The organism is Vibrio sp. S11_S32 (genome assembly GCF_014694465.1).
GTDB lineage: Bacteria > Pseudomonadota > Gammaproteobacteria > Enterobacterales > Vibrionaceae > Vibrio > Vibrio algicola.
On the sequence record NZ_JAAUWS010000043.1, the window covers coordinates 1 to 20,829 of the forward strand.

General features: G+C 38.6%; 20 protein-coding genes. 11 read left to right on the forward strand and 9 right to left on the reverse strand.

The window, feature by feature from the left end; translation table 11 throughout:
* The first annotated feature begins 154 nt into the window (after positions 1-154).
* On the forward strand, positions 155-394 hold the full coding sequence (locus HC723_RS13895) for an EamA family transporter (RefSeq protein ID WP_446751407.1): 240 nt from the start codon (positions 155-157) through the stop codon (positions 392-394).
* Positions 395-453: 59 nt separating this feature from the next.
* On the opposite strand, the gene HC723_RS13900 is transcribed toward HC723_RS13895, so the two are convergent.
* Complete coding sequence (locus HC723_RS13900) at positions 454-1,215, reverse strand: exonuclease domain-containing protein (RefSeq protein WP_153448843.1); 762 nt, start codon at positions 1,213-1,215, stop codon at positions 454-456.
* A gap of 423 nt (positions 1,216-1,638) precedes the next feature.
* On the reverse strand, positions 1,639-2,433 hold the full coding sequence (kdgR, locus tag HC723_RS13905; RefSeq protein WP_178306531.1) for a DNA-binding transcriptional regulator KdgR: 795 nt from the start codon (positions 2,431-2,433) through the stop codon (positions 1,639-1,641).
* A 261-nt stretch (positions 2,434-2,694) separates the two neighbouring features.
* Here kdgR and kduD point away from each other — a divergent pair, with 261 nt between their 5' ends.
* The 4 genes from kduD (at position 2,695) to HC723_RS13925 (ending at position 5,512) form a co-directional block, all read left to right on the forward strand.
* A complete protein-coding gene (kduD, locus tag HC723_RS13910) occupies positions 2,695-3,456 on the forward strand; it encodes a 2-dehydro-3-deoxy-D-gluconate 5-dehydrogenase KduD (protein ID WP_190339507.1) in 762 nt (253 codons plus the stop codon).
* 84 nt (positions 3,457-3,540) lie between these two features.
* Positions 3,541-3,867 carry a cupin domain-containing protein gene (locus HC723_RS13915; protein WP_190339508.1) on the forward strand — a complete coding sequence of 109 codons (327 nt, stop codon included), beginning with the start codon at positions 3,541-3,543 and terminating at the stop codon, positions 3,865-3,867.
* A gap of 85 nt (positions 3,868-3,952) precedes the next feature.
* Complete coding sequence (locus tag HC723_RS13920) at positions 3,953-4,591, forward strand: RpiB/LacA/LacB family sugar-phosphate isomerase (protein ID WP_190339509.1); 639 nt, start codon at positions 3,953-3,955, stop codon at positions 4,589-4,591.
* Positions 4,592-4,990: 399 nt separating this feature from the next.
* Entirely contained in the window at positions 4,991-5,512 is a 522-nt protein-coding gene (locus HC723_RS13925; RefSeq protein ID WP_190339510.1) for a YgjV family protein, read from the forward strand.
* Positions 5,513-6,095: 583 nt separating this feature from the next.
* On the opposite strand, the gene HC723_RS13930 is transcribed toward HC723_RS13925, so the two are convergent.
* From HC723_RS13930 to HC723_RS13955, 6 genes are all read right to left on the reverse strand, one after another.
* The gene (locus HC723_RS13930; RefSeq protein WP_153448854.1) at positions 6,096-6,482 is read right to left on the reverse strand and encodes a hypothetical protein; all 387 of its coding nucleotides are present in this window, start codon (positions 6,480-6,482) and stop codon (positions 6,096-6,098) included.
* Positions 6,483-6,602: 120 nt separating this feature from the next.
* The gene (gene uxuA, locus HC723_RS13935) at positions 6,603-7,664 is read right to left on the reverse strand and encodes a mannonate dehydratase (RefSeq protein ID WP_190339511.1); all 1,062 of its coding nucleotides are present in this window, start codon (positions 7,662-7,664) and stop codon (positions 6,603-6,605) included.
* A gap of 12 nt (positions 7,665-7,676) precedes the next feature.
* Positions 7,677-9,155, reverse strand: coding sequence for a mannitol dehydrogenase family protein (locus tag HC723_RS13940; protein ID WP_153448859.1), 1,479 nt, complete (start codon positions 9,153-9,155; stop codon positions 7,677-7,679).
* A gap of 55 nt (positions 9,156-9,210) precedes the next feature.
* On the reverse strand, positions 9,211-10,179 hold the full coding sequence (locus HC723_RS13945; RefSeq protein WP_153448860.1) for a TRAP transporter substrate-binding protein: 969 nt from the start codon (positions 10,177-10,179) through the stop codon (positions 9,211-9,213).
* Between the two features lie 17 nt (positions 10,180-10,196).
* Positions 10,197-11,555, reverse strand: coding sequence for a TRAP transporter large permease (locus HC723_RS13950; protein ID WP_190339512.1), 1,359 nt, complete (start codon positions 11,553-11,555; stop codon positions 10,197-10,199).
* Positions 11,556-11,558: 3 nt separating this feature from the next.
* Positions 11,559-12,083, reverse strand: a complete 525-nt coding sequence (locus tag HC723_RS13955; RefSeq protein WP_178306533.1) for a TRAP transporter small permease — start codon at positions 12,081-12,083, stop codon at positions 11,559-11,561.
* Positions 12,084-12,432: 349 nt separating this feature from the next.
* Here HC723_RS13955 and uxaC point away from each other — a divergent pair, with 349 nt between their 5' ends.
* Both uxaC and HC723_RS13965 read left to right on the forward strand, forming a co-directional pair.
* Positions 12,433-13,836, forward strand: a complete 1,404-nt coding sequence (gene uxaC / locus HC723_RS13960) for a glucuronate isomerase (RefSeq protein WP_153448862.1) — start codon at positions 12,433-12,435, stop codon at positions 13,834-13,836.
* A 156-nt stretch (positions 13,837-13,992) separates the two neighbouring features.
* Positions 13,993-15,480: a UxaA family hydrolase gene (locus tag HC723_RS13965; RefSeq protein WP_190339513.1), complete on the forward strand. Its 1,488-nt coding sequence runs from the start codon at positions 13,993-13,995 to the stop codon at positions 15,478-15,480.
* Between the two features lie 92 nt (positions 15,481-15,572).
* On the opposite strand, the gene HC723_RS13970 is transcribed toward HC723_RS13965, so the two are convergent.
* Positions 15,573-16,298 (reverse strand): GntR family transcriptional regulator, encoded by a 726-nt coding sequence (locus tag HC723_RS13970; RefSeq protein ID WP_190339514.1) that lies wholly within the window; start codon positions 16,296-16,298, stop codon positions 15,573-15,575.
* 356 nt (positions 16,299-16,654) lie between these two features.
* Here HC723_RS13970 and kduI point away from each other — a divergent pair, with 356 nt between their 5' ends.
* The 4 genes from kduI (at position 16,655) to HC723_RS13990 (ending at position 20,744) form a co-directional block, all read left to right on the forward strand.
* Positions 16,655-17,494 carry a 5-dehydro-4-deoxy-D-glucuronate isomerase gene (gene kduI / locus HC723_RS13975; RefSeq protein WP_190339515.1) on the forward strand — a complete coding sequence of 280 codons (840 nt, stop codon included), beginning with the start codon at positions 16,655-16,657 and terminating at the stop codon, positions 17,492-17,494.
* Positions 17,495-17,614: 120 nt separating this feature from the next.
* Positions 17,615-18,547 (forward strand): sugar kinase, encoded by a 933-nt coding sequence (locus HC723_RS13980; RefSeq protein WP_190339516.1) that lies wholly within the window; start codon positions 17,615-17,617, stop codon positions 18,545-18,547.
* Positions 18,548-18,583: 36 nt separating this feature from the next.
* Entirely contained in the window at positions 18,584-19,207 is a 624-nt protein-coding gene (locus tag HC723_RS13985; protein WP_153448867.1) for a bifunctional 4-hydroxy-2-oxoglutarate aldolase/2-dehydro-3-deoxy-phosphogluconate aldolase, read from the forward strand.
* Between the two features lie 391 nt (positions 19,208-19,598).
* Complete coding sequence (locus HC723_RS13990; RefSeq protein ID WP_190339517.1) at positions 19,599-20,744, forward strand: alginate lyase family protein; 1,146 nt, start codon at positions 19,599-19,601, stop codon at positions 20,742-20,744.
* The last annotated feature ends 85 nt before the right edge of the window (positions 20,745-20,829 follow it).

Here is a 20,829-nt window from a genome sequence, read left to right on the forward strand (position 1 = left end):
CTTACGCAATGATCAAAGCTTTAAATAAACTAACAGGGCTAGGTATGCCTAAAACTTACCGAATTGATTGAAATAATACCATTCTAGTGTTGTCACCTCTAAATTTGAATTACGCAACAAAGCCGGTCACAGTGGTGAATTCCATGCTGAGACGGTGCTATTGATGATTTACATGGCGTTACTGTCTTCTGCCGCTTTCGCAATTTGGAGTATCTTATTAAAATACAATTCGGTCGGTATGATCACCATTTTTAATTTCTTGATCCCAATTTTTGGCAGTTTGTTGTCGGCCATATTTCTGCATGAAACAGTACTAGAATGGAAGAACATTATCGCTCTTATATTAGTGTGTAGCGGGATCTTTTTGGTCACGCGGGTACATAAAAAACCATAGCCGCAGTTTTTTCAAGGCCGCTGTCTTCATCAAATAAGAAAGATCAAAAACAAGAAATGTTAAAGGCGGCAAGTGGCGCGACAATACAACTGTCCAACTTGCGCTTTATTGTGTTTACCGCTAAAGATTTTTACTTTTTGAGCGAGGTATAATTCTGCAGTTGACAGTGCATCGACTAACGCGTTATGCGCTGAATATGGCGGTAAATTGTAGCGCTTACGTACATCATTAAGTTGCAATTCTACCCGTTCCGATTGATCGTGATACACCAAATGTTTTTCAATTTTTAAGGTATCTAACCAAATGATCGGGAAAGCATTTAACTGGTAACGTTTTAATAGGTAGGTTTGAATAAAACTGCGTTCAATCACTGCGCCATGAGCAATTACCACTTTTCCGGTCATTTTAACAAACAGACGATTCATTGCTTCGTCCAGTTGTTCACCTTCAAGTAGCATTTGAGGGGTAATATGATTGACCACCGCACTGGCAGCCTTTATCTTCTGGTTATCGTCTACATAGCAATGCGCCGCCGTTTCCATATCGATACGACCGCCTATAATACTCACACTGCCCACACTCAATAGACTGTCTTTGTCGAAATCGATCCCTGTGGTTTCAAAATCCAATACTAAAAAATCGAGCTCTTGCAAAGGCTTATTCATTTTAGGCAATGGCGTTAACAGCAAACGACGTAATTCATGCGGGCAACCTTCAGGAATAACTAAGTCACGACGTTGTTGTTCTAGTTGGTTGATCGGATGAAAATGATGCTTAGTCGAACTGATTTTTTTTAACACAGACTTCATATATTGCAGCATGTTCAACCCTTTTATATCAAACCATCTTCATCGAGAAAAACGTATAGAGTAGATCAACTTATCACAAGTTAGATTACTCATGTTATCCATTCTTATTATTTGAATCCTTGGGTATCAAAACTATAACCCTAACTTGACAAAATAAGAAAAACGAGCCGCTGACTATTTCTAGTTCGCTAAGCTCGTTTCTTTATTTACGGTGTTACTTGTTGGTTGTGTGCATCAAATCATTAAGCGTTATTTATTTTCAACTTCAATTACTTTGGGTACATCACCATTAAATCATACAAATTAATAAAGCGCACAAAAAAAGCGGCTTTCACGACCAAGAAACCGCTAAACCGCTAAACCGCTTTTTCAAATTATAAACAAAAAACGCTACACTGCTTCAATGCAACGTTATAAAGCAAAAATCAACATACCTTATTTGCCTTCCGACATTGGATAATCATGGTATCCCAATTGTTCGGAGATATTCTTACAAGCATTTTGCAACAAACCAACATAATAAGACATACGGCTTTCATCAAAACGTATGGTCGGGAATGAAATCGATAAACCGGCAATCACATGGCCAAAGCGGTCATACACAGGTGCGCCAATACAGCGTAATCCAGGTTCTTGTTCTTCGTTATCTTCTGCATAACCTTGCACTTTCACTCGCTTTAATTCTGCAAGTAACTGGTCTACATTGTCATGAGTTTTTTGAGTATGCTTAATAAAAGTCACCTCTTTTAAAGCGTCACGTACAAACGATTCTTCTCGCTCTGCCAGTAACACTTTGCCTATCGCTGTACTGTACAAAGGATTACGGCGACCAATACGTGATTGCATACGTAAGTTGTAACCAGAGTCAATTTTGTGGGTATAGATAATCTGATCAACATCCAAAGCGCCCAAATGAAGTGCTTCATTGGTTTGCTCCGATATGTAACTCATTTCTTTATCTGCTAGCGAGATCAAATCAACGTATTCTAGTGATTTAGCGCCAACTTCAAACAGTTTAAGCGTGAGAGAATACTTATCCGCTTCACCTTCTTGGTCAACATAGCCCAACATTTTCATGGTTTGTAAAAAGCGGTAAGTGGTACTTTTCGACATCATTAAGCGTTGAGACAACTCGGTAATACCAATATTTTTTTGCTCACCCAGTGCTTGAAGAATACCAAAGACTTTCATTACCGATGAGACGGCATCCGGTTGTTTTGCTTTTTCCATTTGAGTAAACCTTTATTCATTATTATTACAATTGCAATCATTCTATCTGCTTTATCATTTTTATTGAAATGCCCAGTTCAAAAAAATGAAACGTAAACAGCTGCAAGATGAAAAATACGATTCAGGTCACTTTTTCAAAACGGCTCTTTAATTTTTATTGAAATGACGTTTCATAATTGATATTGTTATTTCACTTACTCGAGGCCTTGACCTCAAGACACATTAATTGAATGGCTAAAAAGCCGCATTTAAGGATACGTTATGATTTTGAACTCTTTTGATCTACAAGGCAAAGTAGCTATCGTGACTGGTTGCGATACTGGTCTTGGGCAAGGCATGGCACTAGGGTTAGCCCAAGCGGGTTGTAATGTTGTTGGCGTTAACTACAGTGCACCAACAGATACTATTGAAAAAATGAATGATGCGGGATATAAATTCTTAGATGTCCGCGCGAACCTGCTCACCCAAGATGATATTCCTGCCATTATCGAAGCTGCCGTAGCTGAATTTGGTAAAATCGATATTCTAGTTAACAACGCCGGCATTATTCGCCGTGAAGATGCGATTGAGTTTTCAGAGCAAAACTGGGATGACGTGATGAACATCAACTCAAAAACCGTTTTCTTTATGTCTCAAGCGGTCGCAAATCAATACATCAAGCAAGACACTGGCGGTAAAATTATCAATATCGCGTCAATGCTGTCTTTCCAAGGTGGTGTTCGCGTACCTTCTTACACAGCATCAAAAAGTGCGGTGATGGGTATCACTCGCGCCATGGCGAATGAGTGGGCAAAACATGGTATTAACGTCAATGCTATCGCACCTGGTTACATGGCAACCAATAACACCGCAGCACTGCTTGCTGATGAAGAACGCAGTAAAGCCATTTTAGATCGTATCCCTGCCGATCGTTGGGGAACACCTGCCGATGTTGCCGGCCCTTGTGTTTTCTTAGCATCGGATGCAGCAAGCTACGTTAACGGCTACACTATTGCGGTTGATGGCGGTTGGTTAGCTCGTTAATTTTCACTGTTATACAATGTGCAAAGCGGTTGTTGATGTCGCTAATATTAGTCACATCAATATCGCTTTGGCAAAGGAAATACCATGTTTGTTTATAATAAAGACGTTAAATTAGAAGATCTCGGCAACGGGGTTTCGCGTAAAATTATGGCTTATAGTGACAATGTCATGTCGGTTGAAGTGTACTTTGAAGATGGGGCAATTGGCGCATTACATAATCACCCACACGAGCAAGTTACTTACGTACTTTCTGGCGAGTTTGAGTTCACCATTGGCGATCAAACTAAGGTAGTTAAAGCCGGTGATGCGCTGTATAAAGAACCCAATATTATGCACGGCTGCACATGCTTAAAAGCTGGCGTGCTACTCGATACCTTTACCCCAATGCGTAAAGACTTTATCAAGCAATAAATTAAACCAAACTATCGCCGCTTATATTTCAACTAAAATAAGCGGTGAAAATTTATCTCAAAAATTCCTTACTGGAGAAACAAAAATGAAAATCGCACTAATGATGGAAAACAGTCAAGCTGGTAAAAATGCAACCATTTTGAATGAACTGACTAGCGTGGTTGAACCTCTCGGTCATACTGTTGCTAATGTTGGCATGAGCGATGAAAATGATCATCACCTAACTTATATCCATCTTGGTATTCAAGCGAGCCTACTGCTTAACTCTCAAGCAGTGGATTTTGTGGTTGCTGGTTGCGGAACAGGCCAAGGCGCGATGATGTCACTAAACCTACACCCGGGTGTGGCATGTGGCTACTGCCTTGATCCTTCCGATGCATTCTTATTTAACCAAATCAACAACGGTAATGCACTAGCGCTTGCGTTTGCTAAAGGCTTTGGTTGGGCGGCAGAATTAAATGCTCGTTATATCTTTGAAAAAGCATTCAGCGGCCCACGCGGTGAAGGTTACCCAGTAGAGCGTAAAGCACCACAAGTGCAAAATGCTGGCATTCTTAGCCAAGTGAAAGCAGCAATTAACAAAGACAACTACTTAGATTCACTACGCGCTATCGACTCTGAATTAGTCAAAACGGCCGTGGCTGGCGAGCGTTTCCAACAGTGTTTCTTCGATAACTGTCAAAATGATGAAATCAAAGCATTTGTACGTGAAATCCTAGCTTAATACTTTTAACTAAGAAAAAATAAACCCCCTAGTTTATTCAGTTTTGCCGACCTTCTTGGTCGGCATTTTTGTTTATTGAAACTGTGATCATAAATAATTAGAGTGTAAGTCTAAAACCCACATGGTATTATAATTGGTATAATAACTATTAATATTCTGTATACCACTTCATTCACACTGAACATAATTGATTTTTATCACAGATTAGAAATAACCGCTCTCTTAGAATTAATGCCGTTCACTTAACCCTGAAATCCTTATGGATAAAGGCTTTTGATAATTAAAGAACCTAGCTATAGCTGGATTCTTTGCTATCTGGGATACTTTATTTTGTACATAAAACAAAATATCCTTAAGTGAATGGCATTACTCTCTTAGAATCCCCTTTAAGGATCATTAATGCAGTATCTATTTGATTTACCTTTCGCTCAATGGCTTGGTTTTCTTAGCTTTGCTCTGGGAATTTCTACCTTTTATCAAAAAGACGATCGCAAACTTAAGCTGGTGATGCTGGTTTTCCAGCTCAATAACGTATTGCATTTCTACCTACTCGGCTCTGATATTTCAGCCATCAGTACGTTACTTTCATTCTTGCGTACCGCCACGGCAATACGGACCTCATCCAAAATTGCAGCGACAATATTTATTATTGTCAGCGTAGCCTTAGGCCTATGGATTGCGAATGGGCCACTAGACTTATTACCTATCCTAGGATCGATATTAGGCACAATTGCTGTGTTTCTTCTCAAAGGCATACAAATGCGTATTGCCTTTATTGTTGGTGCGATGTGCTGGCTTGCCAATAATATCATCATCGGATCGATTGGTGGCTCATTGCTAGAAGCGACTTTGCTGACTGTCAATTTATTTACCATCATGCGGCTTTATCGTAATAATAAGAAAATAGAATTAGATAACTAGTAGACTCGCATGAATACTTTTTAAGTATGCCATTATGGCATAAATGCTCCTTACCACTTTAGTCTCGAAAGTGCGGAGTATTTAGGCAATATGATTTTTGACCGTATTTCAAAATAACAATGGTGGTAACAGTAGTGAAACTCGTTAAAATCATCAAATGATAATGAGTTGTTACATTTAATTAATGATTAAGTATATCTCGAGCGAATATTCAGTTGATCTAGCTCAATTTACGTGCTTTAATGTGACTTAAGTCACACTTATGGAGCAGGAATGAACGCTATTACATTAAAAAATGAACTTCCAAAACTTATTGTCAACAAAAATACAAAGAAAGCTCTAAGTAACATGATGCACTTTGGATTAATGTTTGGAACTACGGTTTCTTTCATCGCTATAACCGCGCTTACATGGATTGAGATCAACTAGTTCCCTCAATTACGGTTACCTCTCAATATTGAATTGAGTACTCAGATTTAAAAAAAACGCCTCTCTTTTTATAGAGAGGCGTTTTTAATATGAGCGAGTAACCCAGTCTTAAAAGAGATTGATATTTTGCCGTCACTTAAGCATCAGCCAGTGGTTAACTGTACATCAATTTATTAGTTGCTGAATTGACTGATGGTATAAAAGATAACGTGTCCGCAGACATTTTTTTTCCATCCGACATTTGAATATGGGTAACGCCCCATAGAACACACCCCTTCTCAACATTGAATAAAACTCGTGTTTGGCTGAATAATATACCATCATCATAGGCTGGTGATACTGCGGTTGCCTCACCTAACCAGTTATCTTTAATTGTTTGATAATCTGTGTGAAGATCAAGAGATAAATATTGCGGCTCTATATCCTTAACAATCGTGAGTAATATTTTAGTCCCTAACCCATTTTTTTGTATCGATAATTTATGTGGGATATTCGTATCATTCCATTTTAATTCAAGAACTTCATTTTCGGCGCGATTCATATAAATACCTTAATTATGATTGCTTATAACTTATCATCAACTACATAGCTCATTATTATAAATTAAAACGCCTATCTTTCGGGATAGGCGTTTTTATAATAGTAATGAAAATCAAAGTGATTATTTGCTGTTTAAATTATCCCAAACACCAAGAATGTACATGATCCCAAGTGCACGGTCGTATAGACCATAACCAGGACGAGCCCATTTTTCTTCACCCCAAATATGGCGGCCATGATCTGGGCGAACATATCCTTGGTAATTATATTTATGCAGTGTTTGGATCACTTTAACCGTATCAACAGAGCCATCACAAGCACGATGCGATGATTCAATAAAATCACCATTTTCAAAGCGTTTTACATTACGAATATGGATAAAGTGAATACGATCATGTACTTCATCAATAATATCAGGGATATCATTGGCAGCTGAACCTAATGAGCCACAGCATAAACTTAAACCGTTATATGGATTATCAACTAACTTAAGGAAACGCTTAATATTATCTTTATTGATGATAATTCGAGGTAAGCCAAATATTGGGAAGGCAGGATCATCTGGGTGAATACCCATTTTAATATCACACTCTTCACATACTGGAATGATTCTCTCTAGAAAATATTGTAAGTTTTCCCAAAGTTTTTCAGAATCACAATTTTTATATTGCTCAAATGTTTCTTTTAGGTTCGCCAGTCGCGCAGGTTCCCAACCCGGCATGGTCACTTCAACATTTTTAGAAATAGTTTCAATGAGTTCTATTGGATCAATATCATTGATCTTACTTTTTTCAAAAAACAAAGCATTAGAACCATCTTCCATCTCTTTATACAACTCTGTTCGAGTCCAATCAAAAACTGGCATAAAGTTATAACACACGACTTTTACGCCAACTTTGGCTAAACGGCGTAATGTTTCGATATATATATCAATATATTTATCTCGAGTCGGTAAGCCTAACTTAATGTCTTCATGAACATTAACGCTTTCGACAACATCGATATTAAATCCAGCATCTTCAATGATTTTCTTTTCCGCGAGGATCCGCTCTTCGCTCCATAACTCCCCTGCTTGCATATCATGTAATGACCACACAATGCCTTCAACGCCAGGGATTTGCTTTATATTGGCTAACGTAATTTGATCATTACCTTCGCCATACCATCTAAATGTCATTTTCATTTAAATTATTTCCTATTTATTCATTACGAATTGATGAACGGATTCTTTCGCACCGTGTTCATTCAATGTATTCAATGCTGATAATAAGTTCGATTTGAATGTTTCGTTAGCCGCTATTTTTTTATTAAACATTTGTTCTATTGATAAAAATGCATTAATTAACGACTCGGATTCTTTATTGTTAGCCCAAATATCAGTAAAGGTCTCTTTCAACGGGTCTTGTACATCAATATCATTACCTTGCTCATCGATACCACTTGCATACTTAATCCAAGCGGCTAACGCAAGGTATAGGCCTTTAATTTGAACATTATTGTCTAGGCCATATTGAATGGTTTCTAACCAACGCTGTGGAATTTTTTGTGAGCCATCCATCGCGATTTGCCATGTACGATGTTGTAATGCCGCATTCTCATAGCGCTCAATCAAGGAATCTTTATAAGCGCCTAAATCTATACCTTCAATATGGATAGAAGGTGAAATTTCTGTATCCATCAAATACCGTACAAACGTTTTAAATTTATCATCGTTCATCGTTTCTGAGACGGTTTGGTAACCTGATAAATACCCAAGATAAGCAATAGCAGAGTGTGTGCCATTTAATAAACGTAGCTTCATTTCTTCAAATGGCACCACATTATCAGTGAATACAATATTAGAAATCGAGGTTTGATCCCAAGCCGGTCTTTCATTAATAAATTTATCTTCAATAACCCACTGCAAGAATGGTTCGGTCATAACACAAGCATGATCGACTAAACCTAGGACTTGTTCTATTTTCTTCACATCGTCATCCGTTGTTCTTGGAACAATTCGGTCAACCATAGTGCAAGGGAATTTAATATTCGCTTTAATCCAGGTATGTAACTCAGGATCATAAGCTTCGGCAAAATCTAAGACTACTTGCTCAAGAACATGACCATTCTCAGGTAAGTTGTCACATGTTAATGGGGTAAATGGTGCAATATTATTGTTACGACGATATTGAATCGCATTGATTAAAAATCCGATCGCCGATTTTGGTTTATCTAGGTTAGCCAAATCATGCACAATGAATGGATGCTCTAAATTCAAATGCCCATTAGCGGGATTATGGCAATATCCTTTTTCAGTAATCGTTAGTGATACAACCTTCACATCACTACTGTGCATGTATTTTAGAACTTCGTCGCTTTCATCGCTGTTAATTATACGGTCTACAGAACCAACAACATGTAGAGTTAGATCTTCGTTATAACCAACACCAACTGTATATAAATTATCTTGTGGACTTAATTGAGATTTAACATCGATACCACCCCAATTCACACCAACAATTTTCCAGTTACCGCCAATTTCACGCATAAGCGTATCTGTAATTAAAGCTTGATGAGCTCGGTGAAAAGCGCCAAAACCTAAATGAACAATGCCAACAGTCGATGCTTGAATTTGTGTATTTGGCTTAATTTTTGCGTTAGCTTGCGCAATATTTTGATTCGAAAGTAAATTCATTTTTATATCCAATAAAGTAAAGCATATGCAGCGAACCGCATATGCTTGGTGTTAATTATTTTTGAGCATCTTGAATTTGGTTTAACATATCAGCCAAATCTGGATTTTCTTTTTTGAATTTTTCATATACAGGTTTCACTGCTTCTTGGAATGCAGGGATATCACTGTTCACAAAGTTCACTTTTTGCGCTTTAAGATCAGTTAATGATTTATCAACATACGCGTTCCAGTTGGTCTTTTGTTGCTCAACAGTTTCTTTAGCGACTTTACGAATCGCCACTTGTTGGTCTGGCGTTAAGTTATTCCAAACCGTCGTAGATACCACTAAGACATCAGGAACCATGGTGTGCATATCGTATGAGAAATATTTTTTAACTTCATAATGACGAGAAGAGTAATAAGATGGGATATTATTTTCTGCTCCATCTACAACACCTTGTTGAAGCGCTGAATACAACTCACCGTATGGTAGTGGTACCGCTGTCGCGCCTAATGCTTTCATGGTATCAATAGAAATTGGTGAGTTTTGCACACGAATTTTCATACCTTTCAAATCAGAAGGCTCTTTGATTGGCTTATCGGCATAGAAACTACGCTCACCTGCATCTAAGAATGCAAGGCCAATAAAGCCTGATTTTTCAGATGATGCTAAGATTTCGTCACCAATTGGACCTTCTAATACCTTGTCATAGCTTGCTTTATCTTTAAATAAGTAAGGCAGTGATAAAATATTATAATCTGGCGCAAAAGTACTTAAAGGAGCAGCACTGACTTTAGTAAAGGCAATAGTTCCATTTTGAACCATTTGCAATAGATTCGTTTCATCTCCTAAAGTACCGTTTGGATATACCTTAACGCGGATATGAGTTTCAGCTTTCACTTGCTGAGCAAACCATGTCAGTGATTTATGCACCGGATGTTCCGTTGGCAATGCGTGCGCAAGCTTTAATGTCGCGGCCTGAGCTTGAAATGCCATAGCTGATACTAAAGCGACTGACATTAGTAGTTTTTTCATGTTTTTCATTCAAATGTTCCTTTTTATTATTGTTGATAGCCCGCAAGGCGAGGTAGCCAGAGAGATATCTCAGGGAATATAGTAACGATAGCAAGTGTAATAACCATGATTGCAAATAGAGGCAATAATTTAGGTACAACCTGACCTAACTTAGTACCAGACACACTACAACCAACAAACAACGCAGTTCCTACAGGTGGAGTACAAATTCCGATACACAAGTTAAAGACTAAAATGATACCGAAGTGAATAGGATCAATACCCAATTGAGTCGCAATAGGTAAGAATATCGGGGTAAAAATTAATACCGCTGGCGTCATATCCATAAAGGTACCAACTACCAACAAAATCACGTTCATTAACAGCATAACCATTATTGGGTTATTCGATGCTGCTAAAACAAAATCAGCAATGAATCCTGGGATGTCAGCGTTTGCCATTGACCAAGACATCATTGACGATGTCGCAACCATAAGAAGAACTATCGAGGTAGTAACCACACTTTCAATCAATAAAGGAAGCATGTCTTTCATCTTTAATTCACGATAAGCAATACCAAGGATCAAACTGTAAACCACCGCAATAGCTGAAGCTTCCGTCGCGGTAAAGATACCGCCTAAAATCCCCCCCATAATGATGACAACTAGGCTTAAGCTCGGTATGGCATCAAGGACAACTTTTCTTTTCTTCTCTTTAAAGACGATACGTTGAGCTGGGATACCAAAACGTTTACCTAAAATGAAGATACCAATCATAATGCCCAGTCCCATTAACAAACCAGGTAAGTAACCCGCAATGAAGAGATACTGCACAGAGGTGGTACTAACAAGTGCGTATAAAATCAAGATATTTGATGGTGGGATTAATAAACCCGTAGGACATGAAGCCACATTCACAGCAGCAGAAAACTCCGGTGGATAATCATGCTCATCGTATAATGGTTTCATGATGCCACCAACCGCAGCAGCAGAAGCCGCAGCTGAACCAGAAAGAGAACCAAACATCATGTTGGCTAGTACGTTAACATGAGATAACGAACCTGGAAGTTTGCCACCAAATATCATGGCAAAGTTAATCAGTCGAGAAGCTAATCCTCCTCGATTCATTAAATTCCCAGCAACGATGAAAAAGGGCAGCGCGAGCAGACCAAAATTATCGAGCCCATTAGCAAATTTTTGTGAACTAAGCACCATTGCTTGATCGAGAGGAAAGTCAATGAATATAGTTAATATCGCAGCGATACCAATTGAAAATGCAATTGGCACGCCGATAAGTAATAAAACACCTAATACGCCAAACAATACAGCGACAGGAATAAAATCAAAGAACACATCTGGCGCATTGGCGAGAAAGTGTGCTGAAAATAATAAATCTAGTAAAGTCATTGTTTATTTTCCTTGAGTTTCATTTTTAGGCGAAACAAGTGATATAACGGATTCACAAATATCAACTAAACCATAATAAAGGATAAGCACGCCTGAAAAAGGAACCACTAAATATACGTAACCCATTTTTAAGCTTTCACCAAAAATCTCAATACCTGGTGAAATCTGACCATGACGTAAGGTTGAACTCACCATCTCACCGCCACCATAAATCAGGGCAACAGCAGCAAATGCACAAATAATAAGGTTAATGATAATGCCAAGTATTTTTTGACCTCTTACTTCTAACTTCGAAGCCAATAATTCTAATGCAAGGTGACGTTTAATTGAGTAGGTATACGCCCCTCCTAAAATACCAATCCACATTAGTAAATAACGAGAGAGTTCATCGGTAAAACTAGCCGGATCTTGAAGTACAAAGCGAGTAAATACCTGCCATACAACTGCAATAATCATGACTATCATAAAAAAAGCGAGCAAGTACTCCAGTGCCTTTCCTAGATAGTTGTTGAATTGTTTTACAATCATTTTATCCTCTTTAGATCTGTTTTATGCTGCAAGTTAAATTATATCCATTTGATATTAATGATAATTTATCATCCAACCTAACATTGGTCAGACCAAAATGACATATATCACCTCTTGATTAGCCATACTATGTATTGGTATGACATCTAAAACCAGAACCAAGATCAACAAAACAAAATTAAACTTACAAAATGTTACATTATTTGAAGTTGATCACTAAAAAAACATAACTAAACCCTACTATTTGCGTGATATCGCACAATTAAACCGCTACTTTAATAGCTATTGCTCTTTTAAATGTTAGTGGCTTATACTTGATAAATCAGTATAACAACTTAAGGAAAACCTAATGAAACCATTCCTTGGTGAAGACTTTCTTCTGCATAATGAAACGGCTCGTCGTCTCTATCACGAAGTTGCTCACAACTTACCTATTTTAGATTATCACTGCCATTTGATCCCAGGCCAGGTCGCTGATGATTATCGCTTTAGTAACCTAACTGACATCTGGCTGCGTGGTGATCACTACAAATGGCGAGCTATGCGCAGTAATGGTGTATTAGAAAAATATTGTGCGGGGGATGCTTCAGATAAAGAGAAATTTTTAGCCTTTGCCAAAACAATTCCAAATACAATTGGTAATCCAATTTATCATTGGACACATTTAGAATTACGTCGCCCGTTTGGTATTACAGACCTAACATTAAATGAATCCAATGCTGAACGTGTATGGGATCAATGCAACGAAATGCTAGCAACTCCTGAATTTAGTGCACGTTCGATTATGAAAAAGATGAATGTTGAGATGGTGGGCACAACGGATGATCCTATTGATGATCTCAGTGCACATAAAAAAGTCGCCGATGATGGGAGTTTTGATGTTCAAATGCTGCCAAGCTGGCGACCAGATAAAGCTTATAATGTAAACTTACCGACCTTCCCTGCTTATATCCAACAATTAGCCAAAGTTTCTGATGTCAACATTGAGAACTTTGATTCTTTAACTACCGCGTTAAACAAACGTCTAGACTATTTTGCTGCACATGGTTGTAAAGTTTCTGATCATGGTTTAGACACCGTTGTTTATGCAGAGTCCACTCCCGCCCAACTTGATGCAATCTTATTGAAAGGCTTGCAATTAATGCCGCTCTCAGATGATGAAGTTGCGCAATTTAAAACTGCAGTATTAGTTTTTCTTGGGCGTGAATATTCAAAACGTGATTGGGTGCAGCAATATCATATTGGTGCGATTCGTAATAACAATAGCCGAATGTTGACCTTACTTGGTCCAGATACTGGTTTTGACTCCATTCATGACCAATTGATCGCCAAACCTTTATCACAATTATTGGACGCGCTAGATAAAGATGATGCGCTGCCTAAAACCATTTTATACGCTCTAAATCCACGAGATAATGAAGTGCTTGCCACAATGTGCGGTAATTTCCAAGGTGGCGGGATCGCAGGAAAAATTCAATTTGGTTCTGGCTGGTGGTTTAATGACCAAAAAGACGGAATGGAGCGTCAAATGGCGCAACTTTCTCAACTTGGTTTACTCAGCCGATTTGTCGGTATGCTGACCGATAGCCGCAGCTTCTTATCTTATACTCGTCATGAGTATTTCCGCAGAATCCTTTGTCAAATGATTGGCCAATGGGTCGAAAACGGTGAAGCGCCAAATGATTTTGATTTATTAAGTAAAATGGTCGCCGACATCAGCTATAACAACGCAAAAGAATATTTTAGATTATAGTTCCCCCCAAAAAAGTGAGAGGAGTGCTCGCCTCTCACTTATTACTTACTCAATAAACTTACCTCACCTAATCGCTTGAGTGGATCAGATCCAAAATCACATATTATATTAGGTTGTCATCACCATAATTATCGAAATTTTTCTCTAGGAGGCCATATGAGCCAACTGTTGCATATTCACCCCAAAGATACTGTCGCGGTAGCATTAACCGATCTAGAGCAGAACGTTGAAATGAACGTAAATGGTCTAACATTCAAGACTCAAGAAACCGTCACTCAGGGCCATAAAGTTGCCCTTAAGAATATAAAAACGGGCGATCATATATTCAAATATGGTGCACCTATTGGACATGCTCTAAATGATATAAAACAAGGCATGGTTGTAAACCAACATAATATTAAAACAAATCTTAATAAGATCACCGAATACTCCTATCAAGCCAAGCATCAAACGGTATCTAGTTCACTCTCCAACAGAGCAATCAATATATTTCGTCGCGCTAATGGCCAAATCGGGATTCGAAATGAATTATGGATCATTCCGACTGTCGGCTGCGTGAATGCGATTGGCTCTATGATGAAAAAACAGTTTTTACAACACAATGACTGTGAAAAAATTGATGGTATCCACGTTTTTAATCATCAATTTGGCTGCTCACAATTAGGTGATGATCATAACAATACGCGCTTATTACTCCAAAATTTAGCATTACACCCCAATGCAGGTGGCGTATTGGTTTTAGGCTTAGGGTGCGAAAATAATCAAATAAAAGCATTCAAAGAAACCCTAGGTGAATTTGATGAGAATCGAATAAAGTTTATGGTCTGCCAAGAACATGACGATGAAATTGATACTGGTTTATCCATTTTGAATGATCTATACCATCAAATGGAAAATGACCAACGTTCGATTGGGCATATTCATGAGCTTAATTTTGGTTTGGAATGTGGTGGTTCCGATGGATTATCAGGTATTACCGCTAATCCTTTGCTCGGACAATTTTCAGATTATGTAATTAGCCACGGTGGCACGAGTGTTTTAACTGAAGTTCCCGAAATGTTTGGTGCAGAGCATCTTTTGATGCAACGTTGTCAAAATCAGCTCATATTTGATAAGACCGTCGAAATGATTAATGCGTTTAAACAATACTTCATTGACCATGATCAGCCAATTTATGAGAACCCGTCTCCGGGCAATAAAGCGGGAGGGATCAGCACTCTAGAAGAAAAATCCTTAGGTTGTACTCAGAAATCCGGCCAAAGCGCGGTTATTGAGGTATTGCACTATGGCGAGCGTATTCACAAGCGCGGTTTACACCTATTAAGCGCACCGGGTAACGATGCTATTGCGACATCTGCCCTTACTATTTCACATTGCCATATGGTTCTATTTTCTACTGGGCGAGGCACCCCTTACGGCGGTCCAGTCCCCACACTAAAAATTGCGACAAATTCAAGTTTAGCAAAGCGAAAACCTCATTGGATCGATTTCAATGCTGGTCAATTAGTAGAAAATAAGCCAATGGATATCCTTCTTAACGAGTTTATCGACCTAGTGGTTTCGGTTGTGAATGGGAAGCAAGCTAGAAATGAAATTAATGATTTTAAGGAAATTGCAGTCTTTAAAACAGGCGTGACTCTTTAATTTAACCCAAGCGACTTTAATTTAACTCAAAGTAACTTTAATTTCGGCCCCCCCCCCAGGAGAAGTCACTGGGGGAGTATCCATATAGTTAATTATAGTAACGTACTTTCAGAATATAGAAATCGGTCATAATCTTCAGTGCTGGCATCAAACAGCATTTTCTTGGTTTTTTCTATATGCATCCAAGACTGTTGTTTTGCATCTTCAGCATCCCTTTTCATCAACGCTTTTAAAATTGCATCGTGATCATGACACCAACTCTTAATTTTTTCTTCATCAATATGTTCGTGTAATTTTTTCCAATACGGATTATTTTCTCGATGATTACATAGCAATTCAGCGATATGTACCACTGCCGAGTTTTGAGTACAGCGAGCTAATTGAATATGAAATTCTCGGTCCCAATGTGAATCGCGAGAGTTATCATCAACTCTAGCCTGATCCTGAATTTTCATTAAAGCGACTAAATCTTGCTTAGTCGCTTGAGTCGCGGCAAACTCCGCAATGCTGCTTTCAAATAATTGACGAGCTTGCAGTAATTCAAATGGTCCCCAACTTTCCATTGGCGATTCTTCTGCATGAACTTGGGTCAATGGTTTTGAATTCACAACTTTAATGCCAGAGCCTTTGCGAACCTCAACATAGCCTTCAACCTCAAGCATGATCATCGCTTCACGTACCACAGTGCGACTCACTTCCATTTTTTCAGAAATGACCCTTTCTGCGGGCAACATTGAACCCACTTGATAGCGGTTGTTTTTAATATCATTTTTAAACTGTGCCGCAATTTTTTGATAGAGCTTAGTATTCGTTTCCATAGTCGACAACCTTACATTTGTTATACCAATAATGATATCACAGTTCACTGTAAGAATATAAATTTGATGGCTATTTTCTCAGTATTTTATAATCGATTTTATCAGTGACTAAAAATAGCAATAAAAACGCGCTTGCAATAATATAAACACCTAAAAAAAATAAGGTTTATCTAAGAGGGCCTTCTCATTTCATTAGGTTTTCACCATCCAAAAACACAAATAACCAAACGAAAAAACGTTACACTCATCATAATTAAAATATGATTTCATTTAAGGTTAATCCATTTTGGTATATCATATATTCAATCTTTTCTGACCGTCTAAACCGCTCAAACCCAAATGATGAGAGTATTATTATGATAATTCGTCAAGCATCAAACCTGGAAGATGCCAAACAATATGATACCGATAGATTGCGCCAAGAGTTTTTGATTGAAAGCTTATTTCAATCTGGAACAACCAATGTTATCTACAGCCATATTGATAGAATCGTAGCTGTCGGTGCTTGTCCCACCACAGAGCCTCTCACATTAGCGAGTGCCATCGACAATAAAGCATTTGGGACTGATTTTTTCTTACAACGGCGAGAGATCGGCATTGTTAATTTAGGAGGAAAGGCTGAGGTTACATGCGGTAATGAAACCTACATATTAGACCATTTAGATTGTGTCTATTTAGGGCAAGGTTCTGATAACATTCATTTTCATCCTTCGACTACCAAAAATAAAGCGCAATTTTATGCTCTTAGCACACCTGCACATCATTCCTATCCTAATAAAATCATAACGAAAGATCAGGCCAATAAAATCTCATTAGGTTCTGATGAAATGGCAAACCAGCGTCTATTAACTCAGTATATACATCCTGATATTCTTCAAACTTGTCAATTATGTATGGGGATCACTCACCTGTCACCGGGGAGCGTATGGAACACAATGCCGGCACATACGCATGAGAGAAGAATGGAGATCTATTGCTATTTCAATATTAAACCACAACAAGCGGTCTTTCATATGATGGGAGAACCGACTCAAACTCGTCATATTATTGTACAAAATAATCAGCTTGTTTTATCTCCAAGTTGGTCCATCCACTCTGGCTGCGGAACTCAAAATTATAGCTTTGTATGGGGAATGGCAGGCGAAAACCAAACGTTTGATGATATGGATTTCGTCGAAACATCAAATTTACGATAGAGTCACCTACATGCCAAGTTAACATCGAACACATTAAAATTAAAACCACGTTTCATTTTTAATTGACCTGTGCTCGATGATTGTCGATAATAGAGTCAGATTGAATAAGGAGAATTTTTTATGCACGCGAATCGTATTGCCATCATTGGTGAATGCATGGTTGAGTTACAAAAAACAGGTGATGCGACCTATAAGCAGAGCTTTGGTGGCGACACTTTAAATACCGCATTGTATCTTTCACGTTTAACCCACTCGCATCAATTGACCACTTCGTATGCTACAGGCTTAGGTAAAGATCCGTTCAGTGTTGCGATGCTAGATTCATGGCAGCAAGAAAACATTAATACCGATCTAGTCCATATATCGGACACAAAACTGCCAGGCCTGTATTCAATTTCGACCACACCTGATGGTGAACGTACGTTCCAATACTGGCGTAATGATGCCGCGGCGCGTTACTGGTTACTGGAAAAACCGACTGAGACTATTATCGATTCATTAAGTCAAAATCAACTGATTTACTTAAGTGGCGTTAGCCTTGCCATCTTGCCAACTGAAGCCTTAGATAAACTGTTTACTGTCTTAACCGCGTGCAAATCCAAGGGTTGTAAAATTGCCTTTGATAACAACTATCGCCCTGCTTTATGGGAAACAAAAGCGCAAGCACAGCAAGCTTATAACACCATGCTGAAATTAACCGACATTGCCTTTCTCACTTATGATGATGAAGAAATGTTGTATGGTGATACTTCTGAACAGCAAGCGATTGATCGCACTCAAGCCTTAGGAGTGAGTGAAATAGTGATCAAACGTGGTTCACAAGCGTGCTTTGTTATTACCGAAGATCAACGTATTGAAGTCGCGCCAAAGCCAGTCATCGGCATTGTGGATACGACCGCCGCTGGCGATTCTTTTAGCGCAGGTTATTTAGCCAAGCGTTTACTCGGTGGCACGATAGAACAATCGGCACAAATGGGACACACATTAGCCGGCACGGTTATTTGCTTTCCGGGCGCAATTATTCCAAGTGATAAAATGCCAACACTCAACTAATCAACACTTATTTTAAAATTCCAGCAAGGATCCAAAATGAAAACGTTAAATCAACGCCTTAATGAAATCAAAGTGGTACCTGTGATTGCGATTCATGACGCAGATAAAGCAGTTAAACTCGCGCAAGTACTGGTTGAAAATGGTCTACCATGCGCAGAAGTCACTTTTCGCACGCCAGCTGCTGCCCAAGCGATTAAAAATATGCGCGCCGCCTACCCTGAGATGTTAATTGGCTCAGGTACCGTGTTAACAGCAAAGCAAGTAGATGAATCAATAGAAGCGGGGGTCGATTTTGTAGTGAGCCCTGGCTTTAACCCAACCACGGTCAAGTATTGCCAGCAACGTGGCGTGCCAATCATTCCCGGCGTCAACAATCCAAGCTTGGTTGAGCAAGCTATGGAAATGGGGCTCGATACTTTGAAATTCTTTCCGGCAGAACCTTCTGGCGGCGTGAATATGCTTAAAGCTTTAACAGCGGTTTATCCTATTACCTTTATGCCAACTGGTGGCGTAAATCCTAAAAACGTCAATGATTATCTTGCGATCCCAGCGGTTATTGCTTGTGGTGGTACTTGGATGATCCCGAACGATTTGATCGATAACGAAAAATGGGATGAATTAGCTAAATTAGTGGCCGAAGTGTCAACAATTTTAAAATAATGCATCCTTTTGTGTAAATGCTTAACCTATACCGATCAAAATAATTAGCTGATCAGACAGCTACTACGATTAGTATTAAATGCCATGTTGTTTTGAAATAACCTCAAAACAACATGGCATTTTTATGTCCTCTATCCAATTCCGCATTTTTGCTGCACTGATTGCACCTTTCCTTTTTCATCTTTAGTTCAGTAACGATTTTCATTCTTATTTGGTAATTTAATTCGTTATTGATGTCACATTTCAGTCTTAAAAACAAGAAAAAGAACACTGTTGATATATAATTGAACCATCATTTCAATTATTAAAGATAAAGAACATTAATGTATCGCTACATCAAACGCTTTTTAATTAATGACGTAATTACTCTGAAAATAAGAAAGGACGAAAAATGAAAAAGTCACTACTTGCTACCGCAATTTTAGCTTCAACTTGCTTTTTTTCTAACGCACTTTATGCCGCTGATATAAACTTCATCTCTTACGATGGAAACATTCTTGCCAAGAACAAAGCAGAACTGACCGACAGTAATCCTGCTCTCAAAAAATTAGTCTCACTTGCCAATAAAGCATTAAAAGTTGAGATTGACCCGGTCACCAACAAAACGTTACTTTCTGCCAGTGGCGATAAACATGATTACTTTAGTTTCGGTCCTTACTGGTGGCCAAACCCAGACACCAAAGATGGTTTACCTTATGTACGTCGTGATGGCGAATACAACATGGATACCAAAACCGCTGCCACCGATAAAATGCGCATGATCCGTTTTGCTAAAGATGTGCAAAATTTAGGTCTGGCTTACTACTTTACCGACAATAAAGCGTACGCAGAAAAAGCAAAACAGCAGCTTGACGCATGGTTTGTTAATCCAAAAACAAGAATGAATCCAAACATGGATCACGCACAAGCGATCCCTGGCCGAGTAGATGGGCGAGGCATTGGTATTATTGATAGCCGTCTATTAATTGGAGTGATGGATTCAGTAGAAATGCTGCGCCCGACCATGACAGATAAAGAATACAACGCTGTGGTTAAATGGTATGCCGATTTTAGAGATTGGTTAGTAACAAGTCGTAATGGGTTTGAAGAAGACAACTGGCACAACAACCACGGTTCTTGGTATGACGCGCAAGTGGTGGCATTCTCACTATTTACTCATGATATGGATCTTGCTAAAAAACGTTTAGAGATCACACAAATGCGTCGTATCGGTGGTCAATTTGATATCGAAGGTAAACAAGGTGCAGAGCTCGAACGCACTAAGCCTTGGCATTATTCCAATTTTAACCTTGAAGCGTATAACCTATTAGGTCGTTATGGTGAGCTTGCTAAAGTTGATGTTTGGAACTACAACATTGATAAACACTCCCTAGAAAATGGTTACAACTTCGTTGCGAAGAATGTGGTTGATACTAATATCTGGGAATATAAGGGCTTAAAAGAGCGTGATGTTAATATTGCTTACGAAAATATGTTAAATGCCAAACGTGCTTATAAAGTAAGCGTTCACCAGCACCCTATTGACAGGCGAATGTGACGATCATCACTTGATCTACAATTGCCTATTGAACGATCCTTTTTATGCTTCATTATCTTCACATGAGCAGAAAAAAAGAACCTAA